Origin of the sequence: Advenella mimigardefordensis DPN7 (genome assembly GCF_000521505.1) — a bacterium.
Classification (GTDB): domain Bacteria; phylum Pseudomonadota; class Gammaproteobacteria; order Burkholderiales; family Burkholderiaceae_B; genus Advenella; species Advenella mimigardefordensis.
Window position 1 is genome coordinate 1,558,293 of the sequence record NZ_CP003915.1, and the last position, 19,062, is coordinate 1,577,354.

At 52.6% G+C, this 19,062-nt stretch carries 16 protein-coding genes; 14 read left to right on the top strand and 2 right to left on the bottom strand.

All coding sequences use genetic code 11. The features are described 5' to 3' along the window. Nucleotides 1–88 precede the first annotated feature (88 nt). On the bottom strand, nt 89–1,078 hold the full coding sequence (locus MIM_RS07235) for an aldo/keto reductase (RefSeq protein ID WP_025372090.1): 990 nt from the start codon (nt 1,076–1,078) through the stop codon (nt 89–91). 246 nt (nt 1,079–1,324) lie between these two features. Here MIM_RS07235 and MIM_RS07240 point away from each other — a divergent pair, with 246 nt between their 5' ends. The 12 genes from MIM_RS07240 to MIM_RS07295 all read left to right on the top strand — a co-directional run bounded on the left by MIM_RS07240 (nt 1,325) and on the right by MIM_RS07295 (nt 15,588). After that, nucleotides 1,325–2,227 (top strand): LysR family transcriptional regulator, encoded by a 903-nt coding sequence (locus MIM_RS07240; protein WP_025372091.1) that lies wholly within the window; start codon nt 1,325–1,327, stop codon nt 2,225–2,227. A gap of 3 nt (nt 2,228–2,230) precedes the next feature. Continuing rightward, on the top strand, nt 2,231–3,124 hold the full coding sequence (locus MIM_RS07245; RefSeq protein WP_025372092.1) for a LysR family transcriptional regulator: 894 nt from the start codon (nt 2,231–2,233) through the stop codon (nt 3,122–3,124). A gap of 257 nt (nt 3,125–3,381) precedes the next feature. After that, nucleotides 3,382–4,164, top strand: coding sequence for a carboxymuconolactone decarboxylase family protein (locus tag MIM_RS07250; protein WP_025372093.1), 783 nt, complete (start codon nt 3,382–3,384; stop codon nt 4,162–4,164). Between the two features lie 2 nt (nt 4,165–4,166). Next, on the top strand, nt 4,167–5,240 hold the full coding sequence (locus MIM_RS07255; RefSeq protein WP_025372094.1) for an alpha/beta hydrolase: 1,074 nt from the start codon (nt 4,167–4,169) through the stop codon (nt 5,238–5,240). A gap of 21 nt (nt 5,241–5,261) precedes the next feature. Then, nucleotides 5,262–6,407 (top strand): alpha/beta hydrolase family protein, encoded by a 1,146-nt coding sequence (locus tag MIM_RS22060; protein ID WP_245592835.1) that lies wholly within the window; start codon nt 5,262–5,264, stop codon nt 6,405–6,407. 26 nt (nt 6,408–6,433) lie between these two features. After that, on the top strand, nt 6,434–7,360 hold the full coding sequence (locus tag MIM_RS07265; protein WP_025372096.1) for an SDR family oxidoreductase: 927 nt from the start codon (nt 6,434–6,436) through the stop codon (nt 7,358–7,360). Between the two features lie 70 nt (nt 7,361–7,430). Further along, nucleotides 7,431–8,711 (top strand): NTP/NDP exchange transporter, encoded by a 1,281-nt coding sequence (locus MIM_RS07270; protein WP_222836927.1) that lies wholly within the window; start codon nt 7,431–7,433, stop codon nt 8,709–8,711. Between the two features lie 298 nt (nt 8,712–9,009). Then, nucleotides 9,010–9,765, top strand: a complete 756-nt coding sequence (locus tag MIM_RS07275) for a flavodoxin (protein ID WP_222836928.1) — start codon at nt 9,010–9,012, stop codon at nt 9,763–9,765. 135 nt (nt 9,766–9,900) lie between these two features. Continuing rightward, nucleotides 9,901–10,752: an aldo/keto reductase gene (locus MIM_RS07280; RefSeq protein WP_025372099.1), complete on the top strand. Its 852-nt coding sequence runs from the start codon at nt 9,901–9,903 to the stop codon at nt 10,750–10,752. A 108-nt stretch (nt 10,753–10,860) separates the two neighbouring features. Beyond that, nucleotides 10,861–12,069 carry a multidrug effflux MFS transporter gene (locus tag MIM_RS07285; protein WP_025372100.1) on the top strand — a complete coding sequence of 403 codons (1,209 nt, stop codon included), beginning with the start codon at nt 10,861–10,863 and terminating at the stop codon, nt 12,067–12,069. Between the two features lie 595 nt (nt 12,070–12,664). Further along, complete coding sequence (locus MIM_RS07290) at nt 12,665–14,143, top strand: MmgE/PrpD family protein (protein WP_025372101.1); 1,479 nt, start codon at nt 12,665–12,667, stop codon at nt 14,141–14,143. Between the two features lie 266 nt (nt 14,144–14,409). Then, nucleotides 14,410–15,588 carry an acyl-CoA dehydrogenase family protein gene (locus tag MIM_RS07295; RefSeq protein ID WP_025372102.1) on the top strand — a complete coding sequence of 393 codons (1,179 nt, stop codon included), beginning with the start codon at nt 14,410–14,412 and terminating at the stop codon, nt 15,586–15,588. Nucleotides 15,589–15,774: 186 nt separating this feature from the next. On the opposite strand, the gene MIM_RS07300 is transcribed toward MIM_RS07295, so the two are convergent. Continuing rightward, on the bottom strand, nt 15,775–16,680 hold the full coding sequence (locus tag MIM_RS07300) for a LysR family transcriptional regulator (protein ID WP_025372103.1): 906 nt from the start codon (nt 16,678–16,680) through the stop codon (nt 15,775–15,777). Nucleotides 16,681–16,951: 271 nt separating this feature from the next. On the opposite strand from MIM_RS07300, the gene MIM_RS07305 reads away from it, so the two are divergent. Both MIM_RS07305 and MIM_RS07310 read left to right on the top strand, forming a co-directional pair. Next, the gene (locus MIM_RS07305; RefSeq protein WP_025372104.1) at nt 16,952–18,259 is read left to right on the top strand and encodes an acetyl-CoA hydrolase/transferase family protein; all 1,308 of its coding nucleotides are present in this window, start codon (nt 16,952–16,954) and stop codon (nt 18,257–18,259) included. Beyond that, entirely contained in the window at nt 18,256–19,038 is a 783-nt protein-coding gene (locus tag MIM_RS07310) for an enoyl-CoA hydratase/isomerase family protein (protein WP_025372105.1), read from the top strand. Before MIM_RS07305 ends, MIM_RS07310 begins: the two co-directional genes overlap by 4 nt. Nucleotides 19,039–19,062: the final 24 nt, after the last annotated feature.

A 19,062-nucleotide genomic window follows, 5' to 3' on the forward strand; every position in this document is an offset into this window, starting at 1 on the left:
CCAAAATGGAGCTAATGCATCATTTTAGCGAATCGGCTCACGCAGGTGGGGGAATGGTCGGGCAATCAGCCAAAGGCTGCGATTACCGTTATTTCCCCACGCGTGCCTGCAGCGCGGCTGGATAGCGGTCACCCTGAATCTCAATTGCGGCCAGTGCCTGCGCGATCTTTTTCAGGTCGGCTGACGACAGATCGATCTGCACAGCATCCAGGTTTTCCTGCAGTCGATGCAGTTTGGTCGTCCCTGGAATAGGCACGATCCAGGGGTGTTGAGCCAGCAGCCATGCCAGTGCGATCTGCGCGGGTGTCACGCCTTTATCTGTGGCAATCTGGTCGAGCACATCTACCAGGATCTGGTTCGCCTGTATTGCTTCCGGAGCGAAGCGCGGCACGATGCTTCGGAAATCGTCACTGCCAAAGGTTGTTCCTGCCTTAATGGCTCCAGTCAGAAAACCCTTGCCCAGCGGACTGAAAGGAACAAAGCCGATGCACAGTTCTTTCAGCGTCGGCAGGATTTCCTGTTCGGGTTCGCGCCACCACAGCGAGTACTCACTCTGTAAAGCGGTGACCGGTTGCACGGCATGCGCGCGACGGATGGTTTGTGCACCGGCTTCGGATAAGCCAAAGTGTTTAACCTTGCCCTCTGCAATCAGTGTCTGAACTGTGCCGGCGACGTCTTCTATTGGTACATTGGGGTCAACGCGATGTTGGTACAGCAAGTCGATCACATCTGTTTTCAGGCGTCTAAGCGATCCTTCTACTGCCTGGCGGATATGTTCGGGCCGGCTATTGAGAATTTGCTGTTTGTTGTCATCTCCAAAGGTGAACCCAAATTTAGTGGCGATCACGACTTTGTCGCGCACGGGTGCCAGTGCTTCACCAACTACTTCCTCGTTAAGATAGGGGCCATACACCTCGGCCGTATCAAAAAACGTGACACCCTGATCGACCGCGGCCCGGATCAAAGCGATTGCCTGACTGGTATCGGTGGCTGGTCCATAGCCATGGCTCAGGCCCATGCAGCCTAAGCCCAGGGCTGAGACCTCCAGATTGCTATTTCCTAATTTGCGTTTTTGCATAGATCAAATTCCTTCAAGTAGTGGGTGATTCGGTGGCCTGCCAACTGTCGCTTGCCGGTTGTCATTGAACGCCGGCCGCTTGTATGGGCCGATCTCTTCGACTTTTTATGTGACGCCTGTATACAAACCGGCACGATCGCGGCGTAGTGGTTGCATCGCGGATTTGTGTTATTGAGTAATATAACGATCACACTTGTGTTCGACTAGATAGTAAAATCGGCAAATACTTGTGAAGTGAACTCATATATGACGAAAAACAGCTATAACGATCTTCTGGCGTTTCTTGCCGTTGCACGTGAGCAGAGCTTCACGCGTGCGGCGGCGCAACTGGGCGTATCGCAATCGGCGCTCAGTCATTTGATTCGCGCGCTAGAGGCCAGAATGGGCGTACGGCTGCTCACACGCACGACTCGCAGTGTGTCGCTGACCGAAGCAGGGGAGCGGCTCATGCGCAATATCGCCCCGCGCTTTCAGGAAATCACGGCTGAATTAGAGGCGGTCAGAGAGTTGCGTGATCAACCTGCCGGCACCATTCGCATTACTGCTACAGAGAATGCAGCCGAGACCGTTTTGTGGCCCAGGCTCGCGCAAGTGCTTCCCCGGCACCCGCTGATCAAGGTAGAGATAACCGCGGAGTCGCGTTTCGTTGATCTTGTTGAAGAGCGGTACGATATGGGGGTGCGTCTTGGGGACTCATTGGGCCGGGACATGACCTCCGTTCGTATCGGCCCGGATATCCGCTTCACGATTGTTGGTTCGCCCGCCTATCTGGCGCAGCACCCGCCACCTCGCAGGCCGCAGGATCTGGTTGACCACGATTGTATTAATCTGCGGCTGATGAGTCATGGAGAGCTTTACGCATGGGAGCTCAAAAAGGGAAAGCACGCCATCAATGTGCGGGTTGAGGGGCAACTGGTGTTCAACCGAACTGCGCCCATTCTTCAGGCCGCGCTGGCCGGCTTCGGGCTGGCCTATATTCCGCATGAGATGGCGCAATCATTCCTTGCCACCGGGCAACTTAAGGCCGTTTTACAGGATTGGGGCGCAACCTTTCCCGGATACTACCTCTATTACCCGAGCAGGCGTCAACTGTCCCGCGCAATGAGCGTGCTGATAGATGCGTTGCGATACCCGGCGCAGGAGCATTGATCTATGGCGATGGAAACGTTTAACGATGTGCTTGCTTTCGTACATGTTGCGCGCGAAGGCAGTTTTACCAAAGCCTCTGCGCAGCTTGGCGTCTCCCCATCTGCGTTGAGCCATGCGGTTCGGGGCCTGGAAACCCGCCTGGGCGTGCAACTGCTGACGCGCACGACACGCAGTATTGCCACCACCGAAGCGGGTGAACGTCTGTTCGCCAGCGTGGCGCCCAGGTTCGACGATATTGATGCCGAGGTCGCTGCAGTGAAGGATTTGCGCGATAAGCCGGTTGGGAGCATTCGCATCACCTCAGCCGAACATGCGGCAACGACTGTACTTTGGCCAAAATTGTCCAAAGTCATGCGCGATTATCCGGATATTCATGTTGAAATCATGGTTGACTACATGCTGGGAGACATTGTGTCTCAGCGCTTTGATGCGGGTGTGCGTATGGGGGACCAGATCGCAAAAGACATGATCGCAGTACGCATCGGCCCCGATTTACGTATGGCAGTAGTGGGTACCCCGCGCTATTTTGCTAAGCGAACACGGCCCCGTTCTCCACAGGAGCTGACCGGGCACGATTGCATCCGGCTCAGATTGGCAACACATGGTCGGATTCTGTCATGGGACTTTGATAAAAATGGCCGGGAAATCAAATGTGCCGTGCGCGGCCAGTGGGTGTTCAACAATAGTTCGTCTATATGTCGGGCTACGCTGGCCGGGTATGGCCTGGCCTATCTGCCCGAGGATATGGTGCAGGAAGATATCGCTGCAGGAAGGCTGGTCCGTGTACTGGAAGACTGGTGCAGCCTCTACCCGGGATACCATCTTTATTACCCCAGCAGACGTCAGGCATCCGGGGCGATGTCTGTCATTGTGGACGCCTTGCGCTATCGCGTGTAGCGGTCGTCCCGCTGTCGGCATACGTTCTCATATTCCCCCAGCGTCATACTAATTAATGAGTATAGCTCAGTAGTGAATGCGGATTTAGGGGCTTAATCGAATCGTTCTCATCCCGTAAGATTCAGGTATTCGAAAGGAATGGCAGCGGCCAGTCGCTATTGGGCGCTCTTTTTTCCATTGTCGATATCCTTGCCACTGACCGGCACCAGGCCGATTCGCGTGTGGCTGAAACAAGCACTGGATGGAGATGCTACTCGATGAGCCATACCTACACCGAAATGGATCGGAAGATCCGCGCACTAACCGCCGTACTGGCCGTAAGCCTTGGCTTAATGCTTACCCAGAGCCAGACCGCTGCAAATACCGAGGCGTCGCCAGGTACGACCCAGCAACCGAATACCGACGCGTTATCGAACAAGCAGCAGACGATTCCATTGATCGCCGCCTTTATGGCTTCGAGCGATATGCCGGGGCTGAACGCAGCTCTGAACCAGGGACTGGACGCCAGCCTGACTATCAGCGAAGCCAGGGAAATTCTGGTGCAACTGTACGCGTATGTCGGTTTTCCGAAAAGTCTTAATGCGCTTGGCGAACTATTGAAGGTCGTTGAAGCGCGCAAGCAACGTGGCATTCAGGACGAGCCTGGTCGGGAACCTGAACGCGCCATTCCTGTTGGCGAAGAACTGCTCGCAGCGGGTACCGCTAACCAGACCAAAATTTCCGGTGCACCTGTGAAGAACGCAGTGACAGATTTTGCGCCTGTCATCAATCAATACCTTCAGGCCCATCTGTTCGGCGCCATCTTCGAGCGTGACAATCTTGACTGGCAAAGCCGTGAACTCGCCACGGTGGGCGCACTGGCTGCAACCCCGGGTGTAGAGGCGCAACTGCTGTCGCATATGCGCGCCAGTATGCGAGTGGGTATCGGCGCAGCGCAGTTGCGCCAGGTCACGACAATTTTGGCCGAACGAGGGGATAAACAGGCTGCCGAGCGAGCGCGCACGGCACTGACCCAGGCGCTTGCGGCCTCAGGGAGTTAAATATGAGTAAAACGTTGTTGGCCATGATGGCCGTGGCTTCGCTGACTGCGTGCACCGCCTTTCATGCAGGTTCAAATGCGTCCAGCGGGCCTTTGGTCATTCAGGAACAGGGAAGCTTTGCTGTGGGCGGAAAAGTTGCCAGTACGCCCGGCGCGTACGATAACGATAACCCCACATCACGCGGGCAGACATTCCATGGAGATCACCTCTATGCTTTCTATCAAGTTCCGCGTAACCCCAAACCACTGCCTATCGTGATGTTACATGGCGCTTATCAGTCTGCACGTAGTTGGGAAACCACGTCGGATGGCCGGGAAGGATTTCAAACGATTTTCCTGCGCCGGGGCTTTCCGGTCTATCTGGTCGATCAGCCGCGTCGTGGTCGTGCAGGCAACAGCACGGTCGCGACGGCGATCGAACCGACCCCATACGATCAACTTTTCTTCGACCAATTTCGTCTTGGCAAATGGCCGAATTATTTCGAAAACGTGCAGTTCGATCGCAAGCCTGAGACTCTGGATCAATTTTTCAGATCGGTCACGCCGAACACCGGCCCGTACGATGCCGGCGTGATTTCGGACGCAATGGCAGCGCTGTTCGACAAGACGGGGCCTGGTATTTTGTTTTCTCACTCGCAGGCAGGCGGGCCAGGCTGGCTGACGGCCATCAAGAACCCGAACGTCAAGGCCATCGTTGCGCTTGAACCAGGTAGCGGATTCATCTTTCCAGAGGGAGAAATGCCAAATGACATGCCCAGTGCTGCAGGGACGCTGAAGCCTGAGGTGGTGTCTTTGACGGACTTCACGAAATTAACCCGTATTCCAATTGTGATTTATTACGGTGACAACTTTCCGGTTACGCCGACCACCGAACGTGGCCAGGACAACTGGCGGGTACGTCTGGCGATGGCCAAACTCTGGGTAGATGCCATCAACCGCCATGGGGGCGACGCCAGACTTGTGCATTTGCCAGACATCGGCATAAAGGGCAACACGCACTTCCTGATGTCTGATCTGAATAATGTGCAGATAGCGGACCTGGTGGCAAAGTTCCTTGCGGAGAAACATCTGGATTAAATCAAGCTGCGCATGGGCGGGATGTCGGACGTGCTTCCGCCGCTTCTGTTAATTAACTTTCGGGAAAAAATGAAATCAATCAATAACGTGTTTGCGCGACCTCTACGTGCAGCAACTGTGGCTGTTTCCGTGTTGGCAGGCATGCTGACCGTGGGTTCCGCGTTCGGACAGCATTTACAGGACATCGCCCGCGCTGAGAGCCCACTGGTGCTTCAATCGCGTGGAAGTTTCTTTGTCGGGGGTGAGCAGGTTGAACGGTCCGCGACTGAACTTGGCAGTTTCGGCCCGGATGACCGGATCTCCGTCAATCAGATGTATGTTGAGTATATGGTTCCGGATGGGAAGACCAAAGTGCCGGTAGTCATGGTGCACGGCGCCACGCTCAGCGGAAAAACCTACGATACGACGCCGGACGGCCGCATGGGCTGGTACGAGTATTTTGTTCGCAAGAGCCATCCCGTTTATGTTGTTGATCAGATTGGCCGAGCTCGCTCGGGGTTTGACCAGTCGGTTTTCAACAGTGTTCGCGCTGGCAAGTTATCGCCTGACCAGCAGCCGAGTATGCTACGGCTGGCTGACCGTTTCGGCGCATGGACCAATTTCCGTTTCGGGCCCGAGCCTGGCAAGCCATTTCCGGATACGCAGTTTCCTATAGAGGCAGCCGATAAGCTCTCCAGGCAAAGTGTGCCCGATCTTCGCGGGGCCTCGCGTGCAGAGAACCCGAACTGGAAGGGGTTGGCTGATCTCGCGCTGCAACTGAATGGTGCTGTGTTGCTCAGCCACTCTCAGTCCGGCTCGTATCCGCTGCAATCTGCACTGATCAATGCAAAAGGTATTCGTGGCATCGTCATGATAGAACCGGGCACCTGCAATGCGCAGGTTCATACCGGCGATGAAATCGCGGTTCTTGCGAAAACGCCGATTTTTATCCTTTTCGGCGATCACCTCGCTTCGCCAACAGGAATGCCGGGGCCAACCTGGGAAGATCGCTTCAACGACTGCAAAGCTTTTAAAAAACGTGTCGATGCGGCAAGGGGCAATATCCGGCTTATAACCACCGCAGAAACCGGCGTTCGTGGTAACAGTCACATGATGATGATGGACCGAAATAATTTGCAAATTGCTGATTTGATTCTCGAGTGGATCGATGAGCAAGCTGGCCGCTGATTGCGGTCGCGTCCAAAAGGAAAAAAATGAATCGCTTTACCATACATTTACTTTTAACGTTTCTACTTGCTCCGTCATTGCTGCCGGAAACGGCGATTGCACAGTCACCGCAACGGGCGGCAGTGCAATCGGCAGATAGCAAGCCCGCTCCTGAGAGCGAACCAGAAAAGGAAGATACCATGAGTAGTGAGAATCCGGTTGTATTGTTCGTTGGTGCCAGCGGCAGCGTTGGCCGGCTGGCCGTCGCGGAAGCTTTCAGGAGAGGGTATAAAACCAAAGCCCTGGTGCGCGATCCGGCGCAGGCCAGATTGTTTCCTGAGGGTGTGCAGATTATTGTTGGTGAACTGACTCGAGCGGAGACGCTACGCGAGGCGGTCGATGGCGTGACCGGCATCGTCTTTACTCATGGAGTCGGTGGTAATGATGCAAAAGCGGCGGAGGCGGTCAATTATGGCGCCGTCCGTAACGTTCTGAGTGTGCTGAAAGCGCCCGCACACATTGCTTTGATGACCGCCGTTGGTGTCACGAAACCTACCGTCGGGCACGACTGGAAGCGGCGCGGGGAGCGACTTGTACGCGCCAGCGGTTTACCTTACACCATTGTGCGCCCGGGATGGTTTGACTATAACGCGCCTGATCAGCTCCGGCTCGTGTTGCGCCAGGGCGATACCCACTGGGCGGGCTCGCCGTCTGACGGCGTGATCGCTCGCGCCCAGATTGCTCAGGTTCTTGTGGGCTCGCTGACGTCACCTGCAGCGAACCGTAAAACCTTTGAACTGGTGAGCGAAAAAGGCAGTGCACAATCTGATCTGGAACCGCTTTTCTCGGCCCTGCCTGCTGATCCGGCTAACGGAATTGATGGCATTCGTGATCGGGATAATCTGTCTTTGGCCAACGAGCCGGCTGTGTTTACAGACGACCTTGAAGCTATCCGCGGGCGCTTTAAAGACTGAAGACATCATAGTGACAACTTCGATATCAGTTTCAGGGCCGAATAATACCTATGGTCGACTCGGCGAGGGCTTGCGGAAAATCGTTCAAATTCATCCAGGAGAAGGGAAAGCGCTGGCCTGGTCCTGGCTCTATGTATTTTCACTTTTTCTTGCGTATTACATATTACGACCCATACGTGAAGAATTGGGCGTTGCTGGAGGGGTGAATAATCTGCCCTGGCTTTTTACGGGGACGTTGATCGCCATGACCGTGATCAACCCCTTGTTTGCCTGGGTCGTCAAACGCTGGCCACGAGAGCGCTTCATTGCGATTGCCTACCGCTTCTTCATGCTTAATCTGGTGGCGTTTATGCTGCTATTGATGAATGCGACGCCAGAACAACATGTATGGATTGGCAGGGCATTCTTTATCTGGGTGTCCGTCTTCAATCTTTTCGTCATCTCCGTTTTTTGGTCATTCATGGTTGACGTCTTCAGCGGGGAGCAGGCGAAACGAGTTTTCGGCTTTCTGGCTACCGGCGCGACCGTAGGTGGTATTGCCGGCTCCGCGCTGACTTCCGGACTGGTAGAGCGATTGGGGCAAACCTGGCTGTTGCTGATTTCTATCGTGTTGCTCGAAGTAGCCGTGTTTGCGACACGACGCTTATCAGGTATCAGCGATGCCTTTAAACGCCCCATCGAACGAAGGGAAGGGCACGAACCAGTAGGCGGTGGCTTGCTGGCCGGCATTACACACACCTTTCGGTCGCCCTATTTATTGGGTATCGCCATTTTTATCCTGTGTTATGCCGTTACGTCTACCATCCTGTACTTTCAGCAGGCGACGATCGCAGAGCAATATTTTGCCGATAGGGCCGCGCGTACCGCGTTCTTCGCTGATATCAGCTTGTGGGTCAATTGCATTACATTAGGTGTTCAGTTATTTCTGACTGGACGTATCATGCAGTGGCTCGGTGTCGCATTGACACTGTGCGCAATGCCCATGATGAGCATGCTGGGGTTTGCCGGATTGGCAACGTTCCCTGGTATCGGACTGTTTGTTGTATTTCAGGTCGTGCGTAATGTGAGTAATTATGCCCTCACCAGGCCTGCCCGTGAAGTGCTTTTTACGGCTGTGTCGCGTGAGGACAGATACAAGACCAAGAACTTCATCGATACGGTAGTTTATCGTGGCGGTGACCAGATAGCCGCATGGAGCTACGCCGGACTGCTGGCAATCGGGCTGAGTTTGACGGGGATCGCAGCCATTGCGGTACCTTTGTCGGCTATTTGGCTGATATTGGGAGTCTGGTTAGGACGTCGGCAGCAGCGCTGGGAAAGTACCGGGTTGGTAACGGTGGAAGGTAAATAACATGTGCAATAGCGTCTGGCCAGCTGCACCGGGCAGTGGTGATGGAAAATCAGCACGACACAATTGATGAGTAAATTTCAATAAGCCTTCCGCAATTTGCTACTTAATGCAAGGCCCATGCGTCTGTAGAATGTTGTTTATGCAGACGAATATGAGCAGGCAAATCAGAGCCGAGTCAGGTACGGGTAAATAGCGGGGATGAGCAAGAGCTCGGTAACCTAATGTGCGTTGCTCAGTTGCAGGCTGATGACGGTCTGTTCTATGTGTCCGCGCTACTAGATGATAAACCGAGACAATCATGCAAAAAAGGCTTTATTTTTCAAGAATCCGAATGGTTCTGTCGCCCTGGTGTCATACAGGGTATGTGAAGTCCAGGCGTTTTTATTCATTCTATTTAGTATTTTTATTGCTTGCAGGTTCTGTTTTTTCGGGTCATGCCATTGCACGGCAAACTGCGGTTGCCGAAAAAAGAGCAGTCGGGTCTGCCGATACAAAAGTACTGATCGTGTATTTATCCCGAACACGCAATACAAAAGCGATTGCTGAGCTGATTCAGCAGCAAACCCAGGGCGAATTGGTCAGTATTGAAACACAAGTGCCGTACCCTGAAAATTATCAGGCGACGGTGGATCAGGTCAGTCGGGAGAATAAAGCCGGGTTTTTACCAAAGTTAAAAACGCAGATCAATAACATCGCGCAGTACGATGTGATCTTTTTGGGGTTTCCCACCTGGGGGATGCAAATGCCGCCGCCGATGAAAAGTTTTATCAAGCAATACGGGTTGAGCGGCAAAACGGTGATCCCATTCAATACCAATGCGGGGTACGGGGTAGGCAGCGGCTTTGACGATGTTCAGCGATATTGCAGTGGTTGTACCGTTCTGCCAGGCCTGCAGCTCAAAGGCGGTAAGGAACGAGATGGCATTCTCTTTGTCATGGAAGGACAGCGAGCCATCGAAGCCAAAGCGCAGTTGAGTCAATGGCTGATTAAATTGGGCAAGGATAATGCTTTATTAAATAGCGTGTTGAGCCGACAGCAGCTTCAGGCGCAATAACGACGATATTGTCAAATCGATTAGATAAATTTCTTAGAAATAGGTTTTATCCTGGTACGCAATAGCGGCCACGAAAACGAGGGCTTGAAGTAATCGCAAAAGCGACCGGGCCGATTGAACATACAGGAAAAGTAAATGAATACGATTACTCTTAATAATGGTGTCTCAATGCCGATTCTCGGTTTTGGGGTATTTCAGATAAGTGATACAGCCGAGTGTGAGCGCTCTGTAATCGATGCGATTGAATCCGGTTACCGCCTCATCGACACTGCAGCGTCTTATCTGAACGAGACCCAGGTTGGCAATGCAATAAAAAGCGCAGGCATTGACCGTAATGAATTATTCATTACGACCAAGTTGTGGTTGCAGGATACAAACTATGAAGGTGCCAAAGCGCAATTTCAGCGGTCGCTGAATCGTCTGCAAATGGATTATGTGGATTTGTACCTTATCCATCAGCCGTTTGGGGATGTTCATGGGGCATGGCGAGCCATGGAAGAATTACTGGCTGAGGGTAAAGTTCGCGCTATCGGCGTCAGCAACTTTCATCCCGATAGAATCGCGGACTTGATTGCGTTCAATAAGGTAAACCCGGCGGTTAATCAAATCGAAGTGAATCCCTTTAATCAGCAGCTGCATGCAGTACCCTGGCTGCAAACCAAGGAAGTGCAACCGGAAGCCTGGGCGCCGTTTGCGGAAGGCCGCAATAATCTTTTCAATCATCCAACGCTCATTGATATTGGAAAAAAATACGGCAAATCAGTGGGGCAGGTCGTATTGCGCTGGCTGACTCAACGCGGAATCATCGCATTGGCAAAATCGGTTCGAAAAGAACGCATGCAGGAAAATATCGATATTTTTGATTTCGAACTTTCTGATGAGGATATGAATAAAATCACTGCCATGGACACGGCAACAAGCGCATTCTTTTCTCATCGGGATCCGGCAATGGTCGAGTGGCTGACCGGGCGGAAACTGGATGTCTGATCCGACAGTAAATCGGTCAGACGTTTTAACACCTAATCAAATGAAACAGGTCCGGCGCAGCCGGATCATGCCAAAATCACAATTTGGCACCCATTATCATCCTTCAAAATGACACTCTCACCCAAGCAGTCCGGCCAGAATAAGCTGCAACACAGCAGTTGGCTTTTTCTGGCCATATTAGGCGCGTTAATGGCGTTTACGTCGCTGTCCACGGACATTTATCTGCCCGCCATGCCGCAAATGCGGCGTGATTTACAAGGCGATGTGGAACTCACCATTACCGGCTTCCTTGTTGGTTTTGCCGTCGCTCAGTTAATCTGGGGACCCATCAGCGATCGCATTGGTCGGCGTATTCCATTATTTATCGGTATGATCCTTTTTATTGTCGGATCAATCGGCTGTGCCTTATCCCAAAATATCGAACAGATTGTGTTCTGGCGCGTCTTCCAGGCGCTGGGCGCCTGTACCGGCCCCATGCTGGCACGCGCCATTATTCGGGATCTTTATGCAAGAACCAAAGCCGCGCAAATGCTCTCAACCCTGACGATTATCATGGCGATCGCGCCGATCGTCGGCCCGTTACTTGGTGGTCAAATCATCAGAATCAGTTCATGGCACAGCATTTTCTGGCTGCTGACTGTCATTGGCGCGCTGATGTTTTTCTCTCTTTTTCTATTACCTGAAACGCATCCCGCTGAGAAACGTGCCAGAACATCTGTGTTCGGCGCATTTGGCAGCTACCGAAAACTACTGAGTAACCGACAGTTTATGCGTTATACGTTATGTATCGCGTTCTTCTATGTCAGCGCCTATGCATTTATTGCCGGTTCACCCTTTGTGTATATCACATATTATGGTGTTGGAACCCAATACTATGGTGCGCTTTTTGCTATTAATCTGTTAGGTGTTATCGGACTGAGCTTTGCCAACCGTTCTCTGGTGAAAAAAATCGACCTGGATATCTTATTGCGTATTGCAACCGTGATTGCCATGATGGCGATGATTGTCCTCGCCTTGCTGGTATGGTTCAAAATCGGTGGAATTTATAGCATCGTGATCACTGTTTTCATATTCTTCTCTATGAATGCGATGATTGCTGCCAGCGCAACAGCGGCCGCTTTAGATGGCGTACCTGAACTGGCCGGATCCGCTTCGGCCTTAATAGGTTCATTGCAGTATGGCAGTGGCATTATCTCTTCAATCCTTCTGGCCAGACTCAGTGACGGTACTCCCTGGACCATGGCGTGGATTATGGCGGTGTTTACGATAGCGAGTGCTGCGATGGCGTTGACGTCGGCGGGGAAGGGGAAGCGGTGAGGGTATTTCGAAGCACCGGGTTCGCTGGACCGTAGGCAGCATTAGTTAATGGTTCTGTACTAAAGCAAAATTCATCCTCACCCAACATATCTCTGAATTTATGGTCGTAAGGGCGTGATGTCCTAGCCTACGATAGGTATCGCTACAGCGAAATAGTGCGAGGGGCTGATAGCCCGTTCGCTGCTATTGCGAAAATAGGCATAATTCTAAAAAAGTGGTGTCATTCAGTCTATGCGTATTTTTCAGTGACGACGTCCCGATATTCTGATCGATTCCGTTCTGATTGAAGAGGTGATTTTTTTTCTTCAAAAAAAACAATTGCTTGGATATTTTCTTCAACTGTTTCCAACCTGAAACGTTTGGAATCGTGGTTTACCCGGTCTTGACTATAGTTACCACAAAACGCATATTCGAAGCCGCACTGATTTCTGGTTTTTGTGATGGCCTCGCGACAAATCTCGTCCTGTTTACGATGCGTACGATGTTTGAGAAATATTTGAAGTGGGGCAGGCCGCCAGGAATTCCCTCTGAACGGCTGCTGTGCTGATTACAGCCTGCTTGCCGATATTCGAAGAATTCTATTGAAAGGACGTTCATGAAAATAAAACGTAGAGCTCTCTTGCTGGGCGCAACTGCGCTCCCACTTTCGGGCCATTATCCAGCTGTCGCGCAGGCAGTAAAACGGAATGGATTGCGATCGGAAGAAACAGGAGAAACACGGATCAAATCAGGCAGGAACGCGACGGTTACAGGCATGATGCTCGATGCTATTGAGCGGCGAAGGTTTGAGCAAGTGCCTGCTGCAATCATATACGAAAGTAAGCGGGCATTAGTAAACTGGTTTGGTTGTGTATTGGGAGCAGCACAGTCCGATCCGGTGAATAGGGCCGCACAAACAGTGGGTTCCGGAACAGTGCCAATATATGGAACAACACAGAACGCACAAGCAAAGGACGCGGCATTCCTGACATGCCTGAGTTCTGCGGTTTATGCCTTTGACGATACACATGTGCCCACGATCACCCATCCTACAGGGCCGATAGCATCTGTGTTACTTGCGCTGGCGCACAGTGAGCACAAACTGTCAGGACAGCAATTTTTGTCAGCTTTGATTGCGGGAATAGAATTTTCTTGTAAGCTGGCCAATGCTTTGACACGTTATGCGCCAGAACCCAACTTCGGTTTGTATTTGACAGGAGTAACTGGACCGATAGGTGCTGCTGCGGCTGGAGCTATAGCATTGGGATTGGATCGAGCATCGACAGGATGGGCTATAGGCCTTGCGGCCACTCAGGCGGCAGGCTTGCGAGCGACGCACGGCGCCATGTCCGGAATGGTTGTACCGGCATTTTCTGCCAGTGCCGGTTTGCAGGCAGTATTGCTTGCTCAAGCTGGCTTTACAAGCACTGCAGAAGTAATAAGTGGTGAGCGTGGTCTGATTGCCGCCTATGCCCCCGGTGCTGATTGGGATGCTGCATTTTCAGGCCTGGGCGAAGATTTTGAGATACGCCGTGTTTCATATAAGCCTTATCCTTGTGGCGTGGTAATTCATCCTCTGTTGAATGTTCTTAAAAGTGCTGCGTTGTCAGACTTGACGAATACGAACGTTCAAGGAGTAGAGGTGCGTGTGAGTAAGCGTACTAAAACGTTGACTGATAACGCAGCTCCCACGGACATGTTTGCAGCAATCGTCAGCGCCCAGCATTGGGTTGCTCTTGCTATTCTGGGTCACCCTTTGGGAGTGAACGGGTTACAACAGGAGCAGATTGATGATCCAGAGGTTTCCAAAATGCGTAAAAAAATTAAATTGGTGTCAGACGACGCGTTGGAGGTCACCGATTGTGTTATCACGCTACAGATGAATGAGCATGCTCCAGTTACTCTGCATGGAAACAAAGTCGATCAGGCAGAAATGACGCTTAACGATGTCGCGCTTAAGGAGAAATACATGAACCAGGGTCGCGGGACAATGGATCAATTCCAGCTGGAAAAATTATTGGCCTTGCTTTTAAATATTGAGCAATCAAAGGATATTGGTCGGGATATTAGTGCTATTTTTCGTCCTGTTAGCTGAATCAATAAATTCCTGCACCTACCATTCAGATGTGATTTATCAAAATCACAGACGGCGTTAGTTGTCACCCGGCTCGTATGCTCATATCCCCAAAAGCGAAACGCGGCGTCCCTAAAATCAACATGGACGGTCCTTCCTTGTACTACCTATAATTTTGACAAATATGCATTGCGATGAGAGCTCCACTTCAGGAATGTCTGAACATTTTTGGATCAAATCGGTAATGCGCGCACGATAACAGGGTATTACGCACAAAGGATCACCGCATGAGCAGCCAGAAACTGAAATTGAACGAGACACAACGGGCATTGATCGGCACTGTCCGGGATCTGGCGCGGGATAAGCACTGGCGTACCAATTCGATCAATTACATGGACGGCACGTTTCCTCATGAAAATTTGCGGGAACTTGCCAAACTTGGCGTAATGGGGATGTCGGTACCCGAAGAATACGGTGGCCTGGCGTTGCCCGTATTCGATACTGCACTGGTGCTGGAAGAAATTGCCAAGTATTGCTACGCGACCGCCATGGGCGTTATGAGTTCTGTGGGCGTCCAGACCAGGGTCATCAGCAAATACGCCCCAGAGAGCCTGAAGCAGAAAATTCTGCCCGGGGTGTGTACCGGTGAAGTCAATATGGCCGTGGGGATGACCGAGCCGCACGCCGGCACAGACGTACCCAACTACAAAACCAATACGGTCATCAAGAACGATTGCGCTGTAGTGAATGGCATTAAGACCCTGATCAGCAAGGTGGATGAGGCAGAGTGGTTCGTCGTCTTTACCCGAATCAACGGTACACCTGGTCGTGATGGTATTGGCTGTGTGCTGGTTAATCGGAATACGCCCGGATTTGAAGTGACTGCACGCTACCATACGATGGGCGGCGAGTTTCTTGGTGAGATTCAGTTCAACGACGTTCAGGTGCCACTGGAAAATGTGATTCTGCGTGAGGGCGCTTTCAAGAAACTGCTCACGGCCTTTAATACCCAGCGCTGCCTGAATCCTAGCGTCTCGCTTGGGCTGGCCGAGGCGGCCTTCGAAGAGGCGATCAATTACGTGAGAGACCGTACGATTCGCGGCCAGCGCGTGGCAGATTTTCAGGGGATTCAGTGGAAGCTGGCTGAGATGTATCGCGATATTGAAGCGGGCCGTGCACTGTTGTATCAGGCCGCCTTGTCGGCGGACCCGTTTCCCAATCCGCATCAGGCGGCGGTTGCCAAGATGTACAACAACGAAATGGCCATACGCGTTAGCAGCGAAGCACTGCAGGTGCATGGTGGCTATGGCTTTACCGATGATTACCCGATTTCCCGCATTTACCGTGCTGTGCGCTACGGGACACTGGGTGGCGGCACCGTGGAGACGCTAAAAGACCTGGTCGGTAAAAAACTGGTTAGTGATTTTGAACCGGTGGATGGTTTTCTATCGATGGGGAATTTTTAAGTACAGGTGCCCAGAGTCACGATACGCTGGTTCTGATTAAGACTGGACGAATCCCGGAGAGCAAACGATCATGCAGGATGTGAATGCCAGAGCGACCCTGTTTAACGCAAAAATTACGTATGAATTGCAATGATTGATAAAATTGCGGCGCGACAAGGCGCGCCGACAAAACAGATATTGCAGGTGTTATTCAACAGTTGGCTTAATTCCAGGCCACACCTGCCGTGCTGCTTCCATGAAGGCAACGATAAGCGGATCATTTTTGCGGCACACCTGATGCGCTATAAACAGTGGAAGCTGTGTGATGCCCAGTGGCGCGATAGCCAGGATACCGCTTTTTTCGTCCTCGAGCGCATGTTCTTCGCGCATCAGCATGAGGCCCATGCCGGACAGGAGCATGGAGCGCGCCAACGATGAATTATCAAAGCGGACAGCAGTATTGGGTTTCAGGCCTCGCGTTTCGAACAGGCCCGCAAGCATGTCCGAATATGCCTTGCTGCTATCCATGGGAGCAATCCATGGCATGGCGGCCAGCGCTTTCCAGTCCGCGTTCTCTATCTGCTCTTTCCAGTCTATCGGGCCCACGATACGAAACGTAATTTTTGTCAGCTCGTAATGAATCAGGCCAGGGTCCAGAGAAGGGCCGAGCATGACGCCGACATCCAGTTCTCCGGTTTTCAGCTCCTGCCGGGTTCCGGCTGACTGGCGAGCACGCAGGTCGATCTTGACCAGTGGGTGCATGCGATGCATGGCCGCCACGATTTGCGCGACGCGGCTGATGCTGGGATCGCTGCTTGAACTGACCACGAGTGCGCCTTCGATTTTGCCCCGTAGCTCACGTGCGAAAGAAGTGAATGCATTTGCTTCATTCAGAAGATCACGCGCGCGTTCAAGCAACAGCTCGCCTGCTGTCGTTAGTTTGAGACTGCGGTTGGTGCGTATAAACAGCTCTATATCGAGGTTTTCCTCGATGGCACGCACATGGGCGCTGGCGGCAGATTGGCTCATATGTAAACGTTCCGCAGCACGGGTAAGATGCTCTTCCTCTGCGACACCAACGAATGTGCGCAGCTGAGCGAGATCAATCAGCATGAAGCAATGTCTCCTGTACTTATTCTAATGATTTTTGTGAATATGAATACAGATCACGTTGTCCCTGATTCTTGAGCGCTACCTGCCGAAAGACAGGTATTTTTCTTGGTTCTGAAAACAAGGACACGGCGTCCTAAAAATCGCCATGGACCAGTATGCGAACTTGATTCTACACTAACTTGAACTTGCAAACGACCGGATTCCGTCTTCGTAGTAGATGCGACTGCCAGCCTTTGCTTATCGTTCCATTATTGGTATTTATTGAGTCAATATGTCACAGGAAATCCGTAGCGTCACCTCCATGCAATCGCCTAGTCAGCTTTTGGCGCAGTTGCGTTTCGCTGACTATATCCAGCCGGGCGACGTGATTGGCTGGCCTCAGGGACCTGGCGAACCACTGGCATTGACGCAGAAGCTGGTTGAACAACGTGCCGCGCTTCCCCCATGTGCCTTGTTGTTCGGACTGAGCGTGTCAAATACCTTGCAGCCGGAGCTGTCTGCCCATTTTCAATTTCATGCGCTCAATGGCGCGGGCACGGCGCGTAAGGTAACCGCTAGTGCAGCCATCTTTCCGTCGCATGTCAGTACGATTCCAAGGCTTTTCCGATCAGGGAAATTACGGATCGACATTGCGCTCATTCAGGTTGTTCCAGTATCTGCCGGGAAGTATTCGCTTGGTGTTATCGCCGATTTTACCCAGGCCATGATCGACAGCGCGCGCGTGGTTATTGCGATCATTAATCCGGCGTTGCCCAGGCTGGGTGCGGACGCACTGGTAGACGCAGCGGATATAGATGTTCTGGTGGAAGGTGATGATCGCATCCTGGATATGCCCGATGCACAGCCATCCGACGTAGAGCGTCAGGTGGCGCGGCAGGTTGCTGCGCTGATCCCGGATCGGGCAACGGTGCAATTGGGCGTAGGAACATTGCCGACAGCGGTCGCCGAGGCGCTTGTAGATCACCGGGAACTGGGTGTTCACAGTGGAGTGGTGTCGGATGTATTGGTTTCATTGGTTGAAAAGGGCGTTGTAAGCAACGCGCACAAGGGCCTGGATGCTGGATTGACGGTAACGGGTGGTTTGTTTGGCACTCAACGTTTGCGTGAATTCGCGGCGCAGCACAATCTTGTGTCACTGCGTTGCGCGGACTATACCCATAGTCTGGCGACGGCTTCGGCATTGCAGTGTTTTCATACCGTTAACTCGGCCATTGAGATTGATTTAACCGGGCAGGTCAATGCCGAGGTGGCGGGAGGTCGTTACCTGGGCGCATTAGGTGGACATGCCGATTTCGTACGGGCGGGCACATTATCGCCAGGCGGGCGCTCCATCATTGCGATTCCGTCGGCGACAGCAGATGGCAAGCATTCGCGGCTGGTGGCTTCGCTGGGCATGCGCCCTGTGACCACTTCACGGGGAGATGTGGATATTGTGGTTACCGAATATGGGGTTGCCCATTTGCAGGGATGTTCACTGAACGAACGAATACGACAACTGATCGCGATCGCCCATCCTGATCATCGCGAGACCTTGGAAAAACAGGCGCAGGACATCAAAAAAGCACAGGGATTTCAATGAGTAACGAAATTGTAGTTAAAAATCTGGGAGAGCACGTTTTCGAGATCTGGATGAACCGGCCCGATCGCATGAATGCGCTGGGACGGGAAACCGTTATCGAATTTCTTCAGGCGATTCGTGATGTGGCAGCCAGCCCGGCACGCGTGGTGCTGATCCGTGGCAGCGGTCGTGGCTTTTGCGCCGGTGCCGATCTCAAGCAGCGTGCCCAAATGACATTTCACGAACGTCTTGAGCACAACGCGGGTATTAATGATGTGGTCAATGCCATCGCCGATGCGCGCTTTGTCAGTATTGCCGTGATGAACGGCGTGGCGCTTGGTGGCGGGCTGGAGCTGGCCATGGCCTGCGACTTGCGCTTTGCCGCCAGCGGGATTTCACTGGGTCTGACCGAAAGCCGGGTTGGTGCCTTTCCTGGTGCTGGCGGTACACAAAGGCTGCCTCGGCTGGTGGGCGTGAGTCGCGCGTTGCATATGATGCTCAGCGGTGAACCCGTGATAAGTGATTACGCTTTATCCATCGGATTGGTGAACGAAGTCATGCCGCAGGATCAACTTGAAACACGAGCCCACGAATTTGCCACTCTCCTGGCAGGACGGTCGGCGCCGGCTATGGCGCATATCAAACGGCTGGTGTATCGCGGGGTAGAACGTCCTCTGGAAGATGCCTTGCGCATGGAGCGAGCAGCCTTGCCGGCCATTCTGGGTTCGGCCGATTATGCCGAAGGCCTGGCTGCCTTTGCAGAGAAGCGGCCACCCCGTTTCACCGGCGTAGCAGAGTGAACCATAACTGCAGACTAAACGCCA

Bases quoted from the DNA above. Each gene is read 5' to 3' on its own strand.
- MIM_RS07235 (WP_025372090.1), bottom strand. From the start codon at position 1,078: ATGCAAAAACGCAAATTAGGAAATAGCAATCTGGAGGTCTCAGCCCTG.
- MIM_RS07280 (WP_025372099.1), top strand. From the start codon at position 9,901: ATGAATACGATTACTCTTAATAATGGTGTCTCAATGCCGATTCTCGGT.
- MIM_RS07275 (WP_222836928.1), top strand. From the start codon at position 9,010: ATGCAAAAAAGGCTTTATTTTTCAAGAATCCGAATGGTTCTGTCGCCC.
- MIM_RS07300 (WP_025372103.1), bottom strand. From the start codon at position 16,680: ATGCTGATTGATCTCGCTCAGCTGCGCACATTCGTTGGTGTCGCAGAG.
- MIM_RS07255 (WP_025372094.1), top strand. From the start codon at position 4,167: ATGAGTAAAACGTTGTTGGCCATGATGGCCGTGGCTTCGCTGACTGCG.
- MIM_RS07265 (WP_025372096.1), top strand. From the start codon at position 6,434: ATGAATCGCTTTACCATACATTTACTTTTAACGTTTCTACTTGCTCCG.
- MIM_RS07285 (WP_025372100.1), top strand. From the start codon at position 10,861: ATGACACTCTCACCCAAGCAGTCCGGCCAGAATAAGCTGCAACACAGC.
- MIM_RS07295 (WP_025372102.1), top strand. From the start codon at position 14,410: ATGAGCAGCCAGAAACTGAAATTGAACGAGACACAACGGGCATTGATC.
- MIM_RS07240 (WP_025372091.1), top strand. From the start codon at position 1,325: ATGACGAAAAACAGCTATAACGATCTTCTGGCGTTTCTTGCCGTTGCA.
- MIM_RS07290 (WP_025372101.1), top strand. From the start codon at position 12,665: ATGAAAATAAAACGTAGAGCTCTCTTGCTGGGCGCAACTGCGCTCCCA.
- MIM_RS07310 (WP_025372105.1), top strand. From the start codon at position 18,256: ATGAGTAACGAAATTGTAGTTAAAAATCTGGGAGAGCACGTTTTCGAG.
- MIM_RS07305 (WP_025372104.1), top strand. From the start codon at position 16,952: ATGTCACAGGAAATCCGTAGCGTCACCTCCATGCAATCGCCTAGTCAG.
- MIM_RS07250 (WP_025372093.1), top strand. From the start codon at position 3,382: ATGAGCCATACCTACACCGAAATGGATCGGAAGATCCGCGCACTAACC.
- MIM_RS07245 (WP_025372092.1), top strand. From the start codon at position 2,231: ATGGCGATGGAAACGTTTAACGATGTGCTTGCTTTCGTACATGTTGCG.
- MIM_RS22060 (WP_245592835.1), top strand. From the start codon at position 5,262: ATGTCGGACGTGCTTCCGCCGCTTCTGTTAATTAACTTTCGGGAAAAA.